Raw genomic sequence first — 15,632 nt, 5'->3', positions numbered from 1 at the left:
CGACCCGGAAGGGCGCCCCGCCCGCCGCCACCCCCACAAGGAGACGCCATGGACCTGACCACCGGAACCGACGAGCTGCTGCTCACTCGAGAGGGGCCTGTCGCCGTACTGACCATCAACCGGCCCGAGCGGCTTAACGCACTCGGCGAGAATGTCCACTTCGCATTGCGTCGCGTGTGGCATGAGCTCGAGGCGGACCCGACGTGCCGCGTCGCGGTCGTCACCGGAGCCGGCGAGCGCGCCTTCTGCACCGGAATGGACCTGCGGGAGAACAAGGAGCGGGGCGGCATTCGCCCACAGAGCGCCAAGGCCACCGACGTCCGGGACGCAGGCAAGGTCTCCGCGCTGCGCAACGACAGCCTCCTACCTGTCGTCGTGGCGGTGAACGGCGTGTGCGCCGGCGCCGGGCTCCACTTCGTCGCCGACGGCGACGTCGTGGTGGCCTCTGAGCACGCCACATTCACCGACACCCACGTCTCGGTCGGCCAGGTCGCCGCCCTGGAGCCGATCATGCTCGCCCACCGCATCGGAGGCGGACAGGCGCTGCGGCTTGCCGTGATGGGCAGGTCGCTCAGGCTGGACGCCGACGAAGCGCTCCGGATCGGCTTGGTCCATGAGGTCGTCGCGGCCGAGCGGTTGCTCACGCGTGCGCGCGAGATCGCGCGAGGGATCGCCGCGAACTCCCCGGCCGCCATCCGTGCGAGCAAGCTCGCGATCTGGGGTTCTGTCGGGCAGCCGCTGCTCGCCGGGATGCAGCACGGCTTCGATCAGGTCCGCGGCCACTGGGACCACCCGGACTCCAAGGAAGGCCCTAAGGCCTTCGTCGACAAGCGGCAGCCGGAGTGGGCCGATCGCACCGCGGAGCCACTGGACGTGCTGTCCCTGTACGTGGAGGCGCGCGGCGCATGACCACGGAGGCCACCGGCCGCCAGCAGCTCCTCGCACGGTGGGCTGGCCAGCCGGCCCAGACACTTCTCGCCGCGCTCGGGGTCGACCCGGCCACGCAGCTCACGCTTCCCGGACTGCTCGAACGTTCGGTCGCGCGCTTCGCAGACGCGCCCGCGATCGTCACTCCGACCACGTCGACCTCCTATGCCGAGCTCGCGCACCGCTCCGCGGCATTCGCGCACCTGCTGGCTGAGCTGCATCCGCAAGACGGGGCCAGGGTGGCGTTGCTGCTGCCGAACGGCCCGCAGTTCGTCGTCGCACTGCATGGGGCGGCCCGGGCCGGCGCGGCGAGCGTACTGCTGAACTCGTTCGGAACCGCTGCAGAGATCAGCGGCTGCCTCGAGCGTAGTGGCGCGCGTCTGCTGGTCACCACGAGCAGGCTCGCGCCCGAGCTCCTGGAGTTCGTCCGTGCCCTGGCCGGAATCGACTCACTCGTGTCCGTTGGCCTTCAGGTGTACCCGGTCGGGAAGAGGATCGGCTTCATCGACTGGGTTGTCGTCCTCGACGACGACGCGGTCCTCGACCGCGAGCCGGCGCCAGAGCGGGCCGCGGTGGGTCCCGAGCAGGACGCGGCGCTGCTGTTCACCTCAGGGTCGACGGGGATGCCAAAGGCCGTCCTGCACAGTCATCGCGCGATCTGCCTGCAGAGCTACCGGTATTCCGACCTGCTGCGGCTCACTCCCGACGACCGTCTGATGAGCCTGTCGCCATACTTCTGGTCCTCCGGGTTGTGCAAGTCCCTCGGGGCCGCACTCAGCTCAGGCGCGACGCTGCTGGCCATGCCCCGATTCAACGCCGAGTCCGCGCTGGCGTTCCTCGAGCGCGAGCGGGCGACAAAGCTGATCTCCCCGGTGCATCTTGATCACCAAATGGTGTCGCACCCGAAGTTCGGCGACCTCGACCTCTCGGCACTGCGCGGTGTGCACCGCCGCAGCCCGCTCCGTGATGCCCTCGGGATCACCGAGCGGTGGAGCCCCGGCGGATACGGCCTGTCGGAGATGTGCACCCTGGTCTCGTCGTTCCCGGCCGACATCGATCCCGAGCAGGTCGCCGGCTCGGAAGGCTGGGTGGTGCCCGGTGCCGAGGTCAAGGTCACCGATCCCGACACCGAACAGACCGTCCCGTTCGGAGAAGTGGGCCGGATTTGCGTCCGAGGTGACTCGCTGATGATCCGCTACGACGACCAGCCCTTGCCTTTCGATGAGGAGGGGTTCTTCCCGACCTCCGACCTCGGCTTGCTGGACGAGGAGGGTCGACTCTATTTCCGCGGACGAGCCGACTCGGTGATCAGGTCCGGCGGGACGAACGTGTCACCGGTGGAGGTCGAGAACGCCCTGACTGGATGGCACCGTCTCCGGCGCGTCGCCGCGGTGGCCGTCCCGCACCCTGATCGGGGAGAGGTCCTGATCCTGTGCGCCGTTCCCGCAGACGACACGGTGGACGAAGCCGAGGTCACCGCCTACCTGCGGACCCTCCTGTCCGGCTACAAGGTTCCGCGGCGGGTCGTCCTCGTGGACGAGTCCAGGCTGAAGTTCACCCCCACCCACAAGGTCGACCTCGGCCACGCCCGCCGCATCGTGATTCACGAGCTACTCGACCGCGAAGGCGACCCGGCCTGGCTCGAGCTACTGACAGGAGCCCTCGAGTGAGCACGACGCCGTCCGGCCTGATGGTGACCGAGGACGAGGCCACCGTCGCGCAGGTCGTCGAGGAGTTCATACGCGTCCACGACGATCTCCCGACCAGTCGGACCAGGATCGAGGACGGCGCCCCGTACCCCCGCTCCACCTGGACCCGGGCTGCGCGCGAGCTCGGCCTGGCGGGCGTCGCAAGCCCCGAGCACCTCGGCGGCGCCGGCCTCGGGTTCCGTGGCCTGTGCGTCGTCATGGAGTCTGTCGGCCGGCATCTGGCGCTGGCGCCGCTGCTGCCGACGGTCGCGATGGCCGTACCCGCGCTGCTGGCGTGCGGTCCGACGTCCGCCGCCACTGACCTCCTCGGCCGCATCCACGACGGTACGACCCTCACCACGCTCGTACTCGGTACCGCGTGCGCACCGTTCGTTTCCCAGACGAAGCTCCGCGCCGTCGAGGACGGCACGGCCCCCGGCGCGTTCCGCGTGTCCGGGACCGTGTCCTACGTCGTGGGTGCCGCCGACGCCGACGTGCTCCTCGTGATCGCGCAGCATCGCGGCATCGACCGGCTCTTCGCGGTCGACCCGTCGGCAGCCGCCGTCCAGGTTCGGCCACTCGACACCCTCGACCTCACCCGCGCCGCGGCGGCGGTCGCTCTCAGCGACGTGCCAGCGAAGCTGATCTCCGCAGCGGCGGACGCGTTCCCGACTCGCCAAGTGCTCGCCATCGCCAGCATCGCCCACTCCTGCGAACAGGTGGGAGCCGCGAGCCGATCCCTCGACCGAGCCGTCGGCTATGCAGGATTGCGCGTCCAGTTCGGCCGAGCGATCGGTTCCTTCCAGGCGGTCAAGCACCGATGCGTCGACATGCTCGTCGAGCTGGAAGGAGCGCGCAGTGCGGTCTACCACGCCCGCCGCTGCACCGGCCAGGACGCCGACCAGCTGACGACAGCAGCCAGCCTGGCCAAGGTACGCGCGTCGACGGCACTCACCAGCATCGCCACCTCCGCCCTGCACGTGCACGGCGGGCTCGGCTTCACCTGGGAGGACGACTCGCATCTCTACCTACGGCGCGCGAAGTCCTCGGCGGCGTACCTCGGCCAGCCACACCGGCACCTCGAGTGGCTCGCCAGTGAGCTTCTCGGCGATGAACCCGGACGAGACGACATCGGAGAGGCTTCATGACATCGACCAATGGGCGGGCAGATGAGCACGCGGCGGACGAGCTGGTGGTGCTGGACCACCCGGCGAGGCACATCGCGCGGATCACGCTGAACCGGCCGGACAAGGCCAACATCGTCGCGACCCCGGAGATGAATGAGCTGCTCGCCCGCCACCTGCGCGCGTGCCAGTCCGACGATGACATCAAGGTCATCATCCTCGCCGGCGCCGGGAAGAACTTCTGCGGAGGCGAGGACATCAACAAGACGCCGATGGACAGCCAGTCGATCGCCCGCGGCGACCGACGTCCGCCGCAGTCGTCGCGCATCCGGCACATCAACGAGATCGAGGACATCTGGGCCGACGAGCTGCTGCTGTGCGACAAGACGGTCGTGGCCTCCGTTCAAGGGGCGGCGATCGGGCTCGGCTTCCGGCTCGCCCTGTTCTGCGACATCGTGGTCGCCTCCGACGACGCGTTCTTCGGCAGGCCCCAGAGTCGTATCGGTCTGGCCGGCCTCGACATGGGGCTGCCGGTCCTCCTGAGCCGCCTCGGCATCAACCGAGGCTACGAGCTGCTGCTCACCGGCAGAACCGTGACCAGCCAAGAGCTCCACGAATGGGGCTTCATCGCCTCGGTCGTGCCCCGAGACGACCTGGCAGACGAGACGATGCGCTATGCGCAGGCGATCGCCGCGCACTCAACCGACGGCCTGATGATCGGCCGGCAGGCGATGAAGATGTTCTGGAACCTCCAGGGCCTGGCGCAGTGGCGCAACTTCGCCAGCGTCGCGCATCCGCTCTTCTCCAATCTCAAGTGGAGAGACGACGAGATCAACCTCTTCAAGGAGCGCGAGCGCGCCGCCTCGCCCAAGGAAGCGCTCCAGGCGGTGTACCGCCCCTGGACCGACCTCGGCTTCAAGTAGCTGGCCAGATAGCAGATCGAGAATCAGTTCGAGCGAGAGAAGGAGTAGGACGACGTGGGTGCTGAAGTCGCGGTCCAAGACGATGTCGCGGTGGTGACCCTCCGCTGGCCCGAGAAGCGGAACGCGGTCGGACCGGCTGAGGCCGAGGAGCTGGCCCTGGCTCTGACCGAGGCCGGGACGCGCTCCCGGGCGGTCGTTCTGACCGGCGAGGGCGCATTCTGCTCGGGGGGTGATCTGCGGACCTTCGCCCGGCTGACCCGCGAGGCCAGCGCCGAGGAGGTCATGCCGATCGTGTACGGCAAGATCCACGCCGTGGTCCGCGCCCTGCGCGACTGCCCCGTGCCGACCATCGCGGCGGTGGACGGTGCCGCCGTCGGCCTGGGCATGGACTACGCGCTCGCCTGCGACCTCCGCTTCGTCGGGCCAGACGGATGGATGCGGCAAGGGTGGGCTCGCGCGGGACTCATCGCCGCCGGCGCCGGGAGCTACTTCCTGTCGGGGATCAACGACATGCTCGCGTGGCAGCTCATGCTCGACCAGCGCAGGCTCGATGGCCCCGAGTGCGAGACCTTGGGCGTTGCGGCGTTCGCACCTGACGGCGCGTACGCCGCCGCCCACTCGGTCGCCCGGCAGCTTGCCGCTCTCCCCGAGCGGACCGTGGCCGGCTACGCCGCGTTGAACCGCGCGCGGCGCTGGCCCAGCGACGAGTACCTGACGCGCTGCGCGCAGACCCAGGCGCAGCTTCTGTCGTCGCCGGAGTTCCGGGCGCGCGTCGAGGAGATCCTCGGCGTCGTTCCCTCCGGCTCAGCCAAGCCCGCGACCGGATGACCGTCGCCCGCCGGCCGACCCAGGCCCGGCAGCAGTACCGGGCCTGGGAGGGTCGGTCCGACCGCCGAGACTGGCAGTTCCGCTGGACGGTTCATCGGCGATGAGGAAAGATGAGTGCACTCAATGTGAGGTAAGTGCACACAAGTGGGTACCCGCTGCCGCGGTGACGCCCAGGACTCGACGGGAGCATCGGGGGATCCGACGTGCCCGCACAATGCGCGGGACAGGGGTGACCTCAGCGTGACGGCAGAGACTTTTCCGGAGCAGGGTCGGGGGTATCTCGACCACGTCAGGCCCGACGCCGGTGGCAAGATCGCGGAGGCTCTCGCGTTCCGGATCTCCCGGGACATCATCAAGGAGGCTGCTCCGCGCCACTCCTTCCTGGGCAGCGAGGCAGCGCTCATCGAGAAGTACGGCGTAAGCCGTGCGGTCTTCCGCGAGGCGATCCGCATCCTCGAATACCTCTCCATGGTGACGGCCAGGCGGGGGCCACGCGGGGGGATCTACGTCGGCGATCCGGATGGAAGCGCCGTGATCGCATCCACTGCGATGTTCCTCGAGTACGAGCGCGTGGAACCGTCCCAGCTCTACAGCACTCGCGCCGTGCTCGAACTGCATGCGGTCAGCCTGGCCACCGAACGCCTCGACGCGGAAGGGGAGCGCCGCCTGTGGGAGACGCTCGAGAGTGAGCGGACCAAGAAGCCGGAGGAGTACATCGCGCACAACGACTTCCATCTCACCATCGGTGAGCTGTCCGGCAACCGACCCTTGAGCATGTTCATCAATGTCTGCCAGACCCTCACCGCGATGCACAGCATTCCGGTGCAGGAGGGAGTCGACGGCGGGACCGCGAACGAGATGGCAGCCGAGATCGGTGCGGCTCACCGGGCGATCGTGGAGGCAATGGTCGCCCGCGACGCGCTCTCGGCACAGCGGGCCATGGACGATCATCTTCGGGTCATGCTGCCGTGGCTGAGGTGAGCGCGAACGGCGGCGCGGAGGTCTCGGGCGACGCCGACTCTCGGTGAGTGGGATGCCTCGGGAGACGGGGCCGGACGCATTGTTAGCCTCGCCCGACCATCGCCTCAGCGAACGCGACGCCGTGAGCCTCCCAGGTACGTCACCAGACCCGGACGACCGGCATTTCGATCAGACTAGAAAGTGGAAACGCAATGGGTGTCTACATTCTGCGCCGCATCCTGATCGCGGTTCCCACGGTCCTGATCCTCATGTTCATGGTCTTCCTGCTGGCAGACCTCTCGCCGGCTGATCCTGCGCTGACGATGGCCGGCGGCAACGCCACCCCTGAGCAGGTGGCCGAGGTCCGGACGTCCCTGGGACTCGACCAGCCGTTGCCGGAGCGGTACGTCGACTACGTGAGGAGCGCCCTGCACGGCGACTTCGGGACCTCTCCGATCTCCGGTCTCCCCGTGCTCGACAACCTCCGCGAGCGCGTGCCGGTCACGCTGTCGCTGGTGAGCCTGGCACTGTTGTTCGCGATCGGCATCTCGGTGCTGCTGGGAACGGTTGCCGCGATCCGCAAGGGAACCATCCTCGACACGTTGATCTCAAGCTTCGCGTCCCTGCTCATGTCGCTGCCGTCGTTCGTCTCCGGGCTCCTACTCATCCTGCTGCTCGCAATCTATTATCCCGCCTTCCCGGCGACCGGGTCGGCCACGCCCGCCGAGGGCCTGGGTCCGTGGCTGACCTACACAACCCTGCCCGCGATCGCCCTCGCGCTCGTGCCGGCGGCTCTGATGACGCGCCAGATCCGCGGCGCCCTCCTCGACGCACTCGAGGAGGACTATGTCCGGACCGCGCGGGCGAAGGGGCTGACGTACGTGTCGGTGGCTGGAAAGCACGCGGCGAAGAACGCCGCGGTCCCGATTGTGACGATCCTGAGCCTTGAAGTCGTCTACATGATCGGGAACACGGTCGTTGTCGAGAGATTGTTCGCACTGCCCGGCGTGGGGGCGCTGGGGGTGGACTCGGTGATCAACGGAGACTTGGTTACGTTGCAAGGAATGGTCTTGTTCGTCGCGCTCATCGTCCTGGTCGTCAACCTGCTCGCGGACCTGTCGTATGGGTACCTCAACCCCCGATTGGCAAAGCGATGACGTCGGTGAGCCAGGCCCAAGAGGTCACACAGGCCGTGCCCCCGCTCGGCGGCGATGAATCCGCCGAACTGATGGATCGACCGCCTTTGGGTGGCGTTGTGCTGCGGCGGCTGGTGAGGAAGCCGTCGGCGATCGTCAGCCTCGTGGTCCTTACCGTGATCGGTCTCCTCGTCGTATTCGGGCTGTGGATCGCACCGGAGGACCCCAACGCCATCGACCTGAAGCACAAGCTTCAACGCCCGTCTGCGGACGCCTGGCTCGGAACCGACGACCTGGGGCGAGACATCCTCAGTCGTGTCATCGTCGCCACCCGGGTCGACGTCCTCGCCGCGACCCAAGCGGTCCTGATCGCGCTCCTCGTGGGGGTGGCCCTCGGGCTGGTGGCCGGCTATCGCCAAGGTGTGGTCGACGGACTCGTGAGCCGCGTGATCGACGCCCTGATGGCCCTGCCGCCGCTGATCCTCGCGGTGGTCGTGGTGGGCACCCTCGGAACCGGTCTGACCAACGCCATGATCGCGATCGGCATCGTGCTGGTCCCGGGTATCTTCCGGCTGGCGCGCGCATCGACGATGGTGGCGAAGTCGGAACTCTACATCGAGGCCGCCCGCGCCAGCGGAGTGCCCACATCACGGATCCTGCGCCGGCACATCCTCCCCGCCATCGTCGGACCGCTCGTCATCCAGGTCACCTTCGCGGCGGCCGCGGCCATCATCGCCGAGGCGAGCCTGACGTTCCTCGGCCTGGGAGCCGCGCCGCCGCAGGCGACCTGGGGAACGATGCTCAAGGACGGTGCGCAGTATATGGGGTCAGCCAACTACCTGCTGATCCCGCCGGCGCTGATGATCATGATCACGATCTTGAGCCTCTCGAAGCTGGGTGACGCCCTGCGCGATGCGATGGGACGCCAGTCCGCCGACGAGCGCGGACGTTGACAGGAGGCCGAAGACAGTGAGAACGCTGAGCCTGAAGAACGAGCGACGACGGTCGCGCATCCCGGTCGAGTCGGCCTCGGAACATGGGGGGAGCCTCCTCGATGTGACCAGCCTGACCGTCGAGGTGTCGACTGAGCGCGGTTGGCTACCGATCGTCAGCGATGTGTCGCTCCATGTCGGCCGGGGCGAGACGGTGGGACTCGTGGGGGAGTCGGGGTCGGGTAAGACCGTGACGTCTCTGGCCATCATGGGACTCCTGCCCCGCAACGCGCGGATCTCCGGCGGCAGCGTCGCCTTGGCCGGCCGAGAGCTCGTCGGACTCTCGGAGCGGGAGTACAGCGACGTGCGCGGCGAGGTGATGGCGATGATCTTCCAGGAGCCCCGGCGCTCGCTGAACCCCGCGTTCACCGTAGGTGACCAGGTCGCGGAGTCGCTTCGCCGGCACCGCGGTCTCTCCCGGCGGGAGTCGTCAGCTGTCGCCAAGGAGCTCTTCGAGCTCGTTGAGATCCCAAAGGCGGGCGAGAGACTGCGGCAGTACCCGCACCAGTTCAGCGGCGGAATGTGCCAACGGGTCATGCTCGCGATGGCGCTGGCGTGCCAGCCCGAGATCCTGATCGCCGACGAGCCCACCACGGCACTCGACGTGACCGTGCAGCGCCAGATGCTGGAACTGCTCGCACGCCTGCAGGGCGAACTCGAATTCGGAACCCTGCTGATCACCCACGACCTGGGCGTCGTCGCGGAGACGTGCTCGCGAGTGATGGTGATGTACGCCGGTCAGGTGGTCGAACACGCAGGCGTCGATGACATCTTTCACGACCCGCAGCACCCGTACACCTCCGCGCTCCTCGGCACCGTCGTCGATCCCATGGCCGGGGTCGAGACGCTGTCGCACATCAAGGGCGTCGTTCCGCCTCCGCACCGATTCCCGACCGGCTGTCGCTTCCAGCCCCGATGTGCTCATGCCCTCGACGACCTTTGCGGAGACCCGGTGGAGCTGCGCGCCCTCGACCACGGACGCGCCAGCCGCTGCGCTCGCGTCGGCGACCTGCGTCTCGAGGGAGTCCGCTATGAGTGACCCGGTCCTGCGGGTGACCGACCTGACGAAGGTCTACACCGCCCGCAACCTCATCGGCAGGCAGTACGTGGTGCACCGTGCCGTTGACGGCTTGAGCGTGAGCGTCGACGCCGGCGAGACGGTCGCAGTCGTGGGCGAGAGCGGTGCCGGCAAGTCGACGGTCGGCCGGCTCGCGCTCAGGCTGATCGAGCCCACCTCGGGAACGGTGGAGCTACTCGGTCGCGACCTCGCGTCGATGAGGTCGTCCGAGCTGCGAAAGATGCGTGCGCACGCGACGATGATCTTCCAAGATCCTTACACCTCGCTCAACCCGCGGCTCACCATTCAGTCCGCGATCGCGGAGCCGCTCGAGGTGGTCGGCGCGGCCGACAGGCGTGAGCGCGCCCGGTTGGTCGGAGACCTGATCGAGCGGGTCGGGCTGACCCAGGCACATCTTTCGCGTTACCCCTACGAGCTCTCCGGGGGGCAGCTCCAGCGGGTGGCGATCGCTCGTGCCCTCATCACGCAACCGTCGTTCATCGTGTGCGACGAGCCCGTGGCCGCGCTCGACGTGTCCACCCAGGCCCAGGTGATCAACTTGCTGCGCGACCTCCAGCGAGAACGCGGCATCGCCTACCTCTTCATCTCACATGATCTCCGGCTGGTACGGCTTCTCGCCGATCGAGTCGCCGTGATGCGCGGGGGCGCCCTGGTGGAGGAAGGGACGACCGATGCCGTCTACCGGCAGCCGACGTCGTCGTACACCAAGAGCCTGCTGAACTCGATCCCGGCGGGGAGCCCACGCGCCCGAAAGTTCGGACTTCCTCCAACGACCCCGCGGACGACGCCGCACGGGCCGGACGTGTCAATGGCCGTCGGCGGCCGCTCGGGATCATGACCGACCCGAAGACGCACCCGATCCTCGAGCCCGCTCGCCTCGGCCCGATCTCGCTGCGCAACGCGACGATCAAGGCTGCGACCTTCGAGGGCATGACCCCTGGCGGCCAAGTCAGTGACCGGCTGGTCGAGTTCCATTCCGAGCTCGCGCGCGGGGGCATCGGGATGACTACCGTCGCCTACTGCGCGGTCACCCCGGACGGGCGGCTCCACCAGAACCAGATCTTGATGGGTGAGGAGGCGCTCCCGGGGCTGCGCCGGCTCGCTGACGCCGTGCACGGCGAAGGCGCCGCGATCTCGGCGCAGATCGGTCATGCGGGCCCGGTGTCGAACGCGAAGTCGACGGGTTCGCCGGCACTGGCGCCCTCACCCCACTTGAGTGCGCAGCATCTGGTCTTGTCGCGGTCTGCGACATCGGCCGACCTGCGCCGGGTCGCGGCGGCCCATGGCAGCGCCGCGCTGACCGCCCGAGAGGCCGGCTTCGACGCCGTCGAGGTCCACCTCGGACACAACTACCTCGCCAGCTCGTTCCTGAGCCCGCGCCTGAACCGTCGCGATGACGAGTACGGCGGGACCCTCGCCAATCGGGCACGCGTCGCGCTGGAGGCCCTTCGAAGTGTGCGCGACGCTGTGGGCGGCACGATCGCGGTCACGGCCAAGCTCAACATGGACGATGGCGTCGCTCGTGGCTTCTGGCTCGACGAGGCCGTGCAGCTGGCGCAGTGGATTGAGCGCGACGGACTGGTGGACGCCCTTGAGCTCACCGCGGGGAGTTCGTTGCTCAATCCGATGTACCTGTTCCGCGGCGATGCTCCGATCCAGGAGATGGCCGCCATCATGCCTCAGCCGCAGAGAACGGGCATGCGGCTTTTCGGACGGCTTCGGCTGCGTTCCTATCCGTTCGAACCGCTCTACCTCCTGCCGTCTGCGCGTCAAGTGCGGGCCGAGGTGTCGCTGCCGCTCATCCTGCTTGGTGGGGTGAACACGATCGACGACATGGACACGGCGGCGGCCCAGGGCTTCCAGTTCGTCGCCATGGCTCGAGCGCTGCTGCGTGACCCCGGCCTGGTCGCCGCCCTCTCGAACGCCGACTATGCGCGCGGCGGCCTGTGCATTCACTGCAATAAGTGCATGGCGTCGATCGCGAGCGGCGCGCGCTGTGTCCTCATTGGCCCGCCGCCGGAGGGCCGGGCGGTCCTCGGGGCGCACGCGCGCTGATCGCCGCGCGCCAGGTCTTCGCGCCGTCGGCTGCTCATCTTCACGTAGATGTCGTCCACGAGATCCTGCTGGGAAACTTGTCCGAAATATCCGCGTAAAGAGTATCCTCAAATGGCGTGACCGGTGTTACATTGAGTGCACTCAAAAGGCGCCAGTGAAGGGGCGTGTGATGACGGTCAACGTTGAAGAGAAGGTGGCGCCGTCGATGGTGCAGCGGATGACGCTCATCATGGAGACGTTCGAGGGCCGCGGATCCCGGCGGAGTCTCGAATATATCGCCACACTCACCGGCCTCCCGCGTTCGACCGCGCACCGAATCCTCGACCAGCTTGTCCGAAATGGCTGGCTCCAGCACGACGAGTCGGGCTACCACCTCGGTTGGCGCGCCAGTCACCTGGCCGGGCCCAGCGACGACGTGTCGGCACTGCGCGAGGTAGCCGCCCCTTTCCTTCACGAGCTCGTCATGCGCACCGGACTGGTCGTCCACCTCGCCATTCTCGACGGGCCGTCGGTGCTGTACCTGGACAAGCTGGGTGGCCCGGTCCTGCCCTCCGTGCCCTCGCGTGTCGGTGGGCGACTTCCCGCGCACCTGACCGCTGTCGGGAAGGCGATGCTTGCCCGCATCGAGCCCGAGACTGTCGAGCGGCTTCTTGATCAGCTGGCGGTGAGCGGCGTGGTCCCGATGCCGGACATCGCGGGCTTGCATCGAGAGCTCAGTGAGGTGCGGAGCCGTGGTGGCCTCGCGTTTGCCCAGACGGGCCTGGCGAACCCGATCAGCTGCGTCGGGGCACCCGCTTCGATGGGCGCTCTTCAGGCCGGGATCTCGCTGTGTGACGGTGGCCAGCCGGTCAACTTGGAACGGTTCGCGCCACTTCTGCTCGACCGTGCCCGGCGGATCGCGGGCACGCTCGAGTTCGCGCCGGGCCGGCGTGTCGAGCAGCAGATCGCCGAGACGCTCCCGCGCATGGCCTAGCCGCAACAGGGATCGCATGCACACGCGCCGGCCGGTCATGCTGACCGGCCGGCGCGTGTGCGCGTTCGGGCGAGTGGATCAGGACGCTGGCAAGTCGCCGTCACCACCAGTGGTCGTCCCAGCCCCAGGTGATCGGGGTGACGAAGGACGGGTCGCCGTCATCGAGGCCGAACCTACCCCGGTAGAACAGCAACGGTCGCGCGTCGGCGTCAGCCTCCGACAGGCTGAGAACCCTGCCAATGATCACGTCGTGATCGCCGGCGGTGTACACCGTCTCGACCTTGGCGTGGATCTGCACGATCGTCTCCGGGAAGCTCGGCGATCCCCAGGGCGACGCCGTCCAGTCGAGATCGCGGAACTTCGCGCCGTCACGCGAGCCGAACCGCATGCACAGGTCGATCTGGTCGGCGGCGAGGACATTGACCGTGAACACCCCGGCCGCACGGATGATCGGCCAGGCACGGCCGCGGTGGTCCGCGCAGAAGAGCACGAGCGGCGGATCGAGCGACACGGATGCGAACGACTGGCACGCGAAGCCCACGGGACCGTCAGCACCGGCACCGGTCACAATTGTGACACCGCTCGCGAAGTGGCCCAGCGCGCGACGCATCTCCGCCCCCGACGGACCGTCATGCGGCGCCGGGCGAGAGTCCAGACCAGTCGACTGATCAGTTGCCATCATGTGAAACCTTCCTGCTCGTGGTGCGCCTTCACCGTAGGAACCGGCGACTCGACAGCACGCCCGACTCCCATTCATCGGTACCTCGATCGACGATCGACGCCGAGTCTCGGCTCACCGATCCCGGTGACCGAGAGCAACCGGGCTGGTCGCCGGGACAGGTTCCTAGTCTCACTGGGGTCGCTGGCATCTGGACTATGCAACAGGAGGCAACGGTGGTGACGAGTCCGACCGTCTCGCGGGGACAGACCCAACGCGAGCTGCAGACGGAACGGGGCGTCCTTCGCTACCACGATTTCGGGGACGGCCCGCCTCTTGTCATGCTTCACGGATCCGGCCCGGGCGTGAGCGGTTGGGGCAACTTCCGCGACAACCTGCCGGCACTCGGGGCGCACTTCCGGTGCCTGGTTCTGGAGTTCCCCGGCTACGGCATCAGTGACCCGACCGGCGAGCCGCCAGCCATCGCGTCCGCGGGCTCGGTGCCACGATTCCTCGACGGTCTCGGGCTCGATCGTGTCCTGCTCCTGGGTAACTCCATGGGCGGTGGCGTTGCGACCCGATTCGCGATGGCGAACCCCGAGCGCGTCGCGAAGCTGGTGACCATCGGCGGGATCGGCGTCAACATCCTGAACCCGTTCCCCTCCGAGGGCATCGTTCTGCTCTCCGAGTTCGCCGACGACCCGACGCGGGAGAAGCTGCGTCGCTGGCTCGACTCCATGGTCTTCGACCCAGCCCTCATCACCGATGAGCTCTTCGAGGAGAGGTGGCAGCTGGCCACGTCCCACGACGCCCTGCGCAGCATGCGCGAGTCATACGGCCGCGAGGCCATGCGTCGTCGCATGGCTCCCAGCGCCGATGAGGTTCCCTACTGGGCCCGGTTCGGCGCCGTCGCCGCGCCGACGCTCATCGCGTGGGGCCGCGACGACAGGGTGAGCCCGCTGGATATGGCCATGGTCGCGATGAGGCACATCCCGCGGGCAGAGCTCCATGTGTTCCCGCGCTGCGGGCACTGGGTCATGCAGGAGCAGCGCGTGGCGTTCGAGGAGCAGGTCGTGGCATTCCTGCGTCGTCCCGACCAGCCGGGGGACCGGTGACGCCCTCGGTCGAGGACCACGGCACGGTTCTCGACACAGCGCCCGACACAGCCCCTGACACGGTGCCCGACATGGTGCCCGGTGTTGACCTCCGCGTCAGCCGGGTCATCGAGGAGACCGTCGACGCTCGCTCGTTCATCCTCGAGCCGCCGGCGGAACGCGCCGAGCAGTTCCGGTACAAGGCCGGGCAGTTTCTGACGATCAAGGTGCCGCTCCCGGGTGGCGACGTGGCTCGGTGCTACTCGCTGGCGAGTGCGCCGAGCGTCGACACTCACCTGAAGGTGACCGTCAAACGCACGGCCGGAGGAGCCGCCTCGGGTTGGCTGGTAGACAACGTCCGGCCAGGTTGGCGGATCCGTGCGCTTCGGCCCGCCGGCACATTCACGCTCCGGGAACGGCCTGGCGACGTCGTGCTGGTCGCGGCCGGCAGCGGGATCACCCCCGTCATCGCGATCGCGAAGGAGGCTCTGGTCGCTGGTGATCGCTCGGTCCGCCTCTTCTACGCCAACCGCGACGACGCATCAACGATCTTCCGCGAGGAACTGCTCAAGCTCTCGGCCCGGTATGGCGACCGCTTCGCCGTGGAGATGTGGCAGGAGATCCACCACGGCCGGGTCCCTCACGTCGATGACCTGGTCGCGTTCCTCGACCGGCGGTCCGGCGGTCAGTACCTCGTGTGCGGTCCGGCGCCGTTCATGGACCTGGCGTTCCAGGCCCTAGGCAGGGCTGGCGTGCCGTCGGAAGCCATCCACTCCGAGCGGTACGAGACCACCTCCGCCTACCCGTTCACCCCCCGACGTCCCGGGGGCACGGAGCAGTCCGCGCCCCAGGGGAGCGGCGCCGACACCCAGCTCGAGGTCACGCTCGACGGTGCGACGAGCACGCATGCGTGGCCCGCTGACAAGGTGCTCCTGGACGTTCTCCTGGATGCCGGACTCGACGCCCCGTACTCGTGCCGGGAGGGAAACTGCAGCGCCTGCGCGTGCGTCGTGCTCGATGGCTCGGTGCGGATGCGGAACAACCAGGTCCTCGATGAGGCAGACCTCGCCGACGGCCTGGTGCTCGGCTGCCAGGCATTGCCTGACGCTCCCGCGGTGACCATCAGCTTCGACGCATGAGCGCGGTCCTGCTGGCCGGGATTGACCGCGCGATGCCGGCTCATCGGGAGCAGGCTG

The 15,632-nt window shown here is 68.2% G+C and carries 15 protein-coding genes; 14 read left to right on the top strand and 1 reads right to left on the bottom strand.

Going from position 1 to position 15,632, the window contains the following annotated elements:
* Positions 1 to 48 precede the first annotated feature (48 nt).
* The 12 genes from Aple_RS42910 (at position 49) to Aple_RS42855 (ending at position 12,684) form a co-directional block, all read left to right on the top strand.
* Positions 49 to 909 carry an enoyl-CoA hydratase/isomerase family protein gene (locus Aple_RS42910; RefSeq protein ID WP_155350524.1) on the top strand — a complete coding sequence of 287 codons (861 nt, stop codon included), beginning with the start codon at positions 49 to 51 and terminating at the stop codon, positions 907 to 909.
* Positions 906 to 2,597 (top strand): class I adenylate-forming enzyme family protein, encoded by a 1,692-nt coding sequence (locus tag Aple_RS42905; protein WP_155350523.1) that lies wholly within the window; start codon positions 906 to 908, stop codon positions 2,595 to 2,597. The genes Aple_RS42910 and Aple_RS42905 overlap by 4 nt, the downstream gene beginning before the upstream one ends.
* The gene (locus tag Aple_RS42900) at positions 2,594 to 3,763 is read left to right on the top strand and encodes an acyl-CoA dehydrogenase family protein (protein ID WP_155350522.1); all 1,170 of its coding nucleotides are present in this window, start codon (positions 2,594 to 2,596) and stop codon (positions 3,761 to 3,763) included. The genes Aple_RS42905 and Aple_RS42900 overlap by 4 nt, the downstream gene beginning before the upstream one ends.
* Entirely contained in the window at positions 3,760 to 4,662 is a 903-nt protein-coding gene (locus Aple_RS42895) for an enoyl-CoA hydratase/isomerase family protein (RefSeq protein WP_155350521.1), read from the top strand. Before Aple_RS42900 ends, Aple_RS42895 begins: the two co-directional genes overlap by 4 nt.
* A 54-nt stretch (positions 4,663 to 4,716) precedes the next feature.
* A complete protein-coding gene (locus tag Aple_RS42890) occupies positions 4,717 to 5,490 on the top strand; it encodes an enoyl-CoA hydratase/isomerase family protein (protein WP_155350520.1) in 774 nt (257 codons plus the stop codon).
* Between the two features lie 240 nt (positions 5,491 to 5,730).
* Positions 5,731 to 6,471, top strand: a complete 741-nt coding sequence (locus Aple_RS42885) for a FadR/GntR family transcriptional regulator (RefSeq protein ID WP_170321950.1) — start codon at positions 5,731 to 5,733, stop codon at positions 6,469 to 6,471.
* A 191-nt stretch (positions 6,472 to 6,662) separates the two neighbouring features.
* Positions 6,663 to 7,607 carry an ABC transporter permease gene (locus Aple_RS42880; RefSeq protein ID WP_155350518.1) on the top strand — a complete coding sequence of 315 codons (945 nt, stop codon included), beginning with the start codon at positions 6,663 to 6,665 and terminating at the stop codon, positions 7,605 to 7,607.
* Entirely contained in the window at positions 7,604 to 8,539 is a 936-nt protein-coding gene (locus Aple_RS42875; protein WP_155350517.1) for an ABC transporter permease, read from the top strand. The genes Aple_RS42880 and Aple_RS42875 overlap by 4 nt, the downstream gene beginning before the upstream one ends.
* 16 nt (positions 8,540 to 8,555) lie before the next feature.
* Positions 8,556 to 9,617, top strand: a complete 1,062-nt coding sequence (locus Aple_RS42870; RefSeq protein ID WP_246265201.1) for an ABC transporter ATP-binding protein — start codon at positions 8,556 to 8,558, stop codon at positions 9,615 to 9,617.
* Positions 9,610 to 10,494, top strand: coding sequence for an ATP-binding cassette domain-containing protein (locus Aple_RS42865; RefSeq protein ID WP_155350515.1), 885 nt, complete (start codon positions 9,610 to 9,612; stop codon positions 10,492 to 10,494). Before Aple_RS42870 ends, Aple_RS42865 begins: the two co-directional genes overlap by 8 nt.
* On the top strand, positions 10,491 to 11,711 hold the full coding sequence (locus tag Aple_RS42860) for an NADH:flavin oxidoreductase (RefSeq protein WP_155350514.1): 1,221 nt from the start codon (positions 10,491 to 10,493) through the stop codon (positions 11,709 to 11,711). The genes Aple_RS42865 and Aple_RS42860 overlap by 4 nt, the downstream gene beginning before the upstream one ends.
* A gap of 169 nt (positions 11,712 to 11,880) precedes the next feature.
* The gene (locus Aple_RS42855; protein WP_155350513.1) at positions 11,881 to 12,684 is read left to right on the top strand and encodes an IclR family transcriptional regulator; all 804 of its coding nucleotides are present in this window, start codon (positions 11,881 to 11,883) and stop codon (positions 12,682 to 12,684) included.
* Between the two features lie 100 nt (positions 12,685 to 12,784).
* Here the strand turns inward: Aple_RS42855 and Aple_RS42850 are convergent, their stop codons facing one another.
* On the bottom strand, positions 12,785 to 13,294 hold the full coding sequence (locus tag Aple_RS42850; protein WP_155350512.1) for a flavin reductase family protein: 510 nt from the start codon (positions 13,292 to 13,294) through the stop codon (positions 12,785 to 12,787).
* 389 nt (positions 13,295 to 13,683) lie between these two features.
* Here Aple_RS42850 and Aple_RS42845 point away from each other — a divergent pair, with 389 nt between their 5' ends.
* Both Aple_RS42845 and Aple_RS42840 read left to right on the top strand, forming a co-directional pair.
* Entirely contained in the window at positions 13,684 to 14,457 is a 774-nt protein-coding gene (locus Aple_RS42845) for an alpha/beta fold hydrolase (protein WP_246265199.1), read from the top strand.
* Entirely contained in the window at positions 14,454 to 15,575 is a 1,122-nt protein-coding gene (locus Aple_RS42840; protein WP_218038797.1) for a ferredoxin--NADP reductase, read from the top strand. Before Aple_RS42845 ends, Aple_RS42840 begins: the two co-directional genes overlap by 4 nt.
* Positions 15,576 to 15,632: the final 57 nt, after the last annotated feature.

Source organism: Acrocarpospora pleiomorpha, assembly GCF_009687885.1.
Taxonomy (GTDB): Bacteria; Actinomycetota; Actinomycetes; order Streptosporangiales; family Streptosporangiaceae; genus Acrocarpospora; species Acrocarpospora pleiomorpha.
This window is presented reverse-complemented; position numbering and strand designations above follow the sequence as displayed.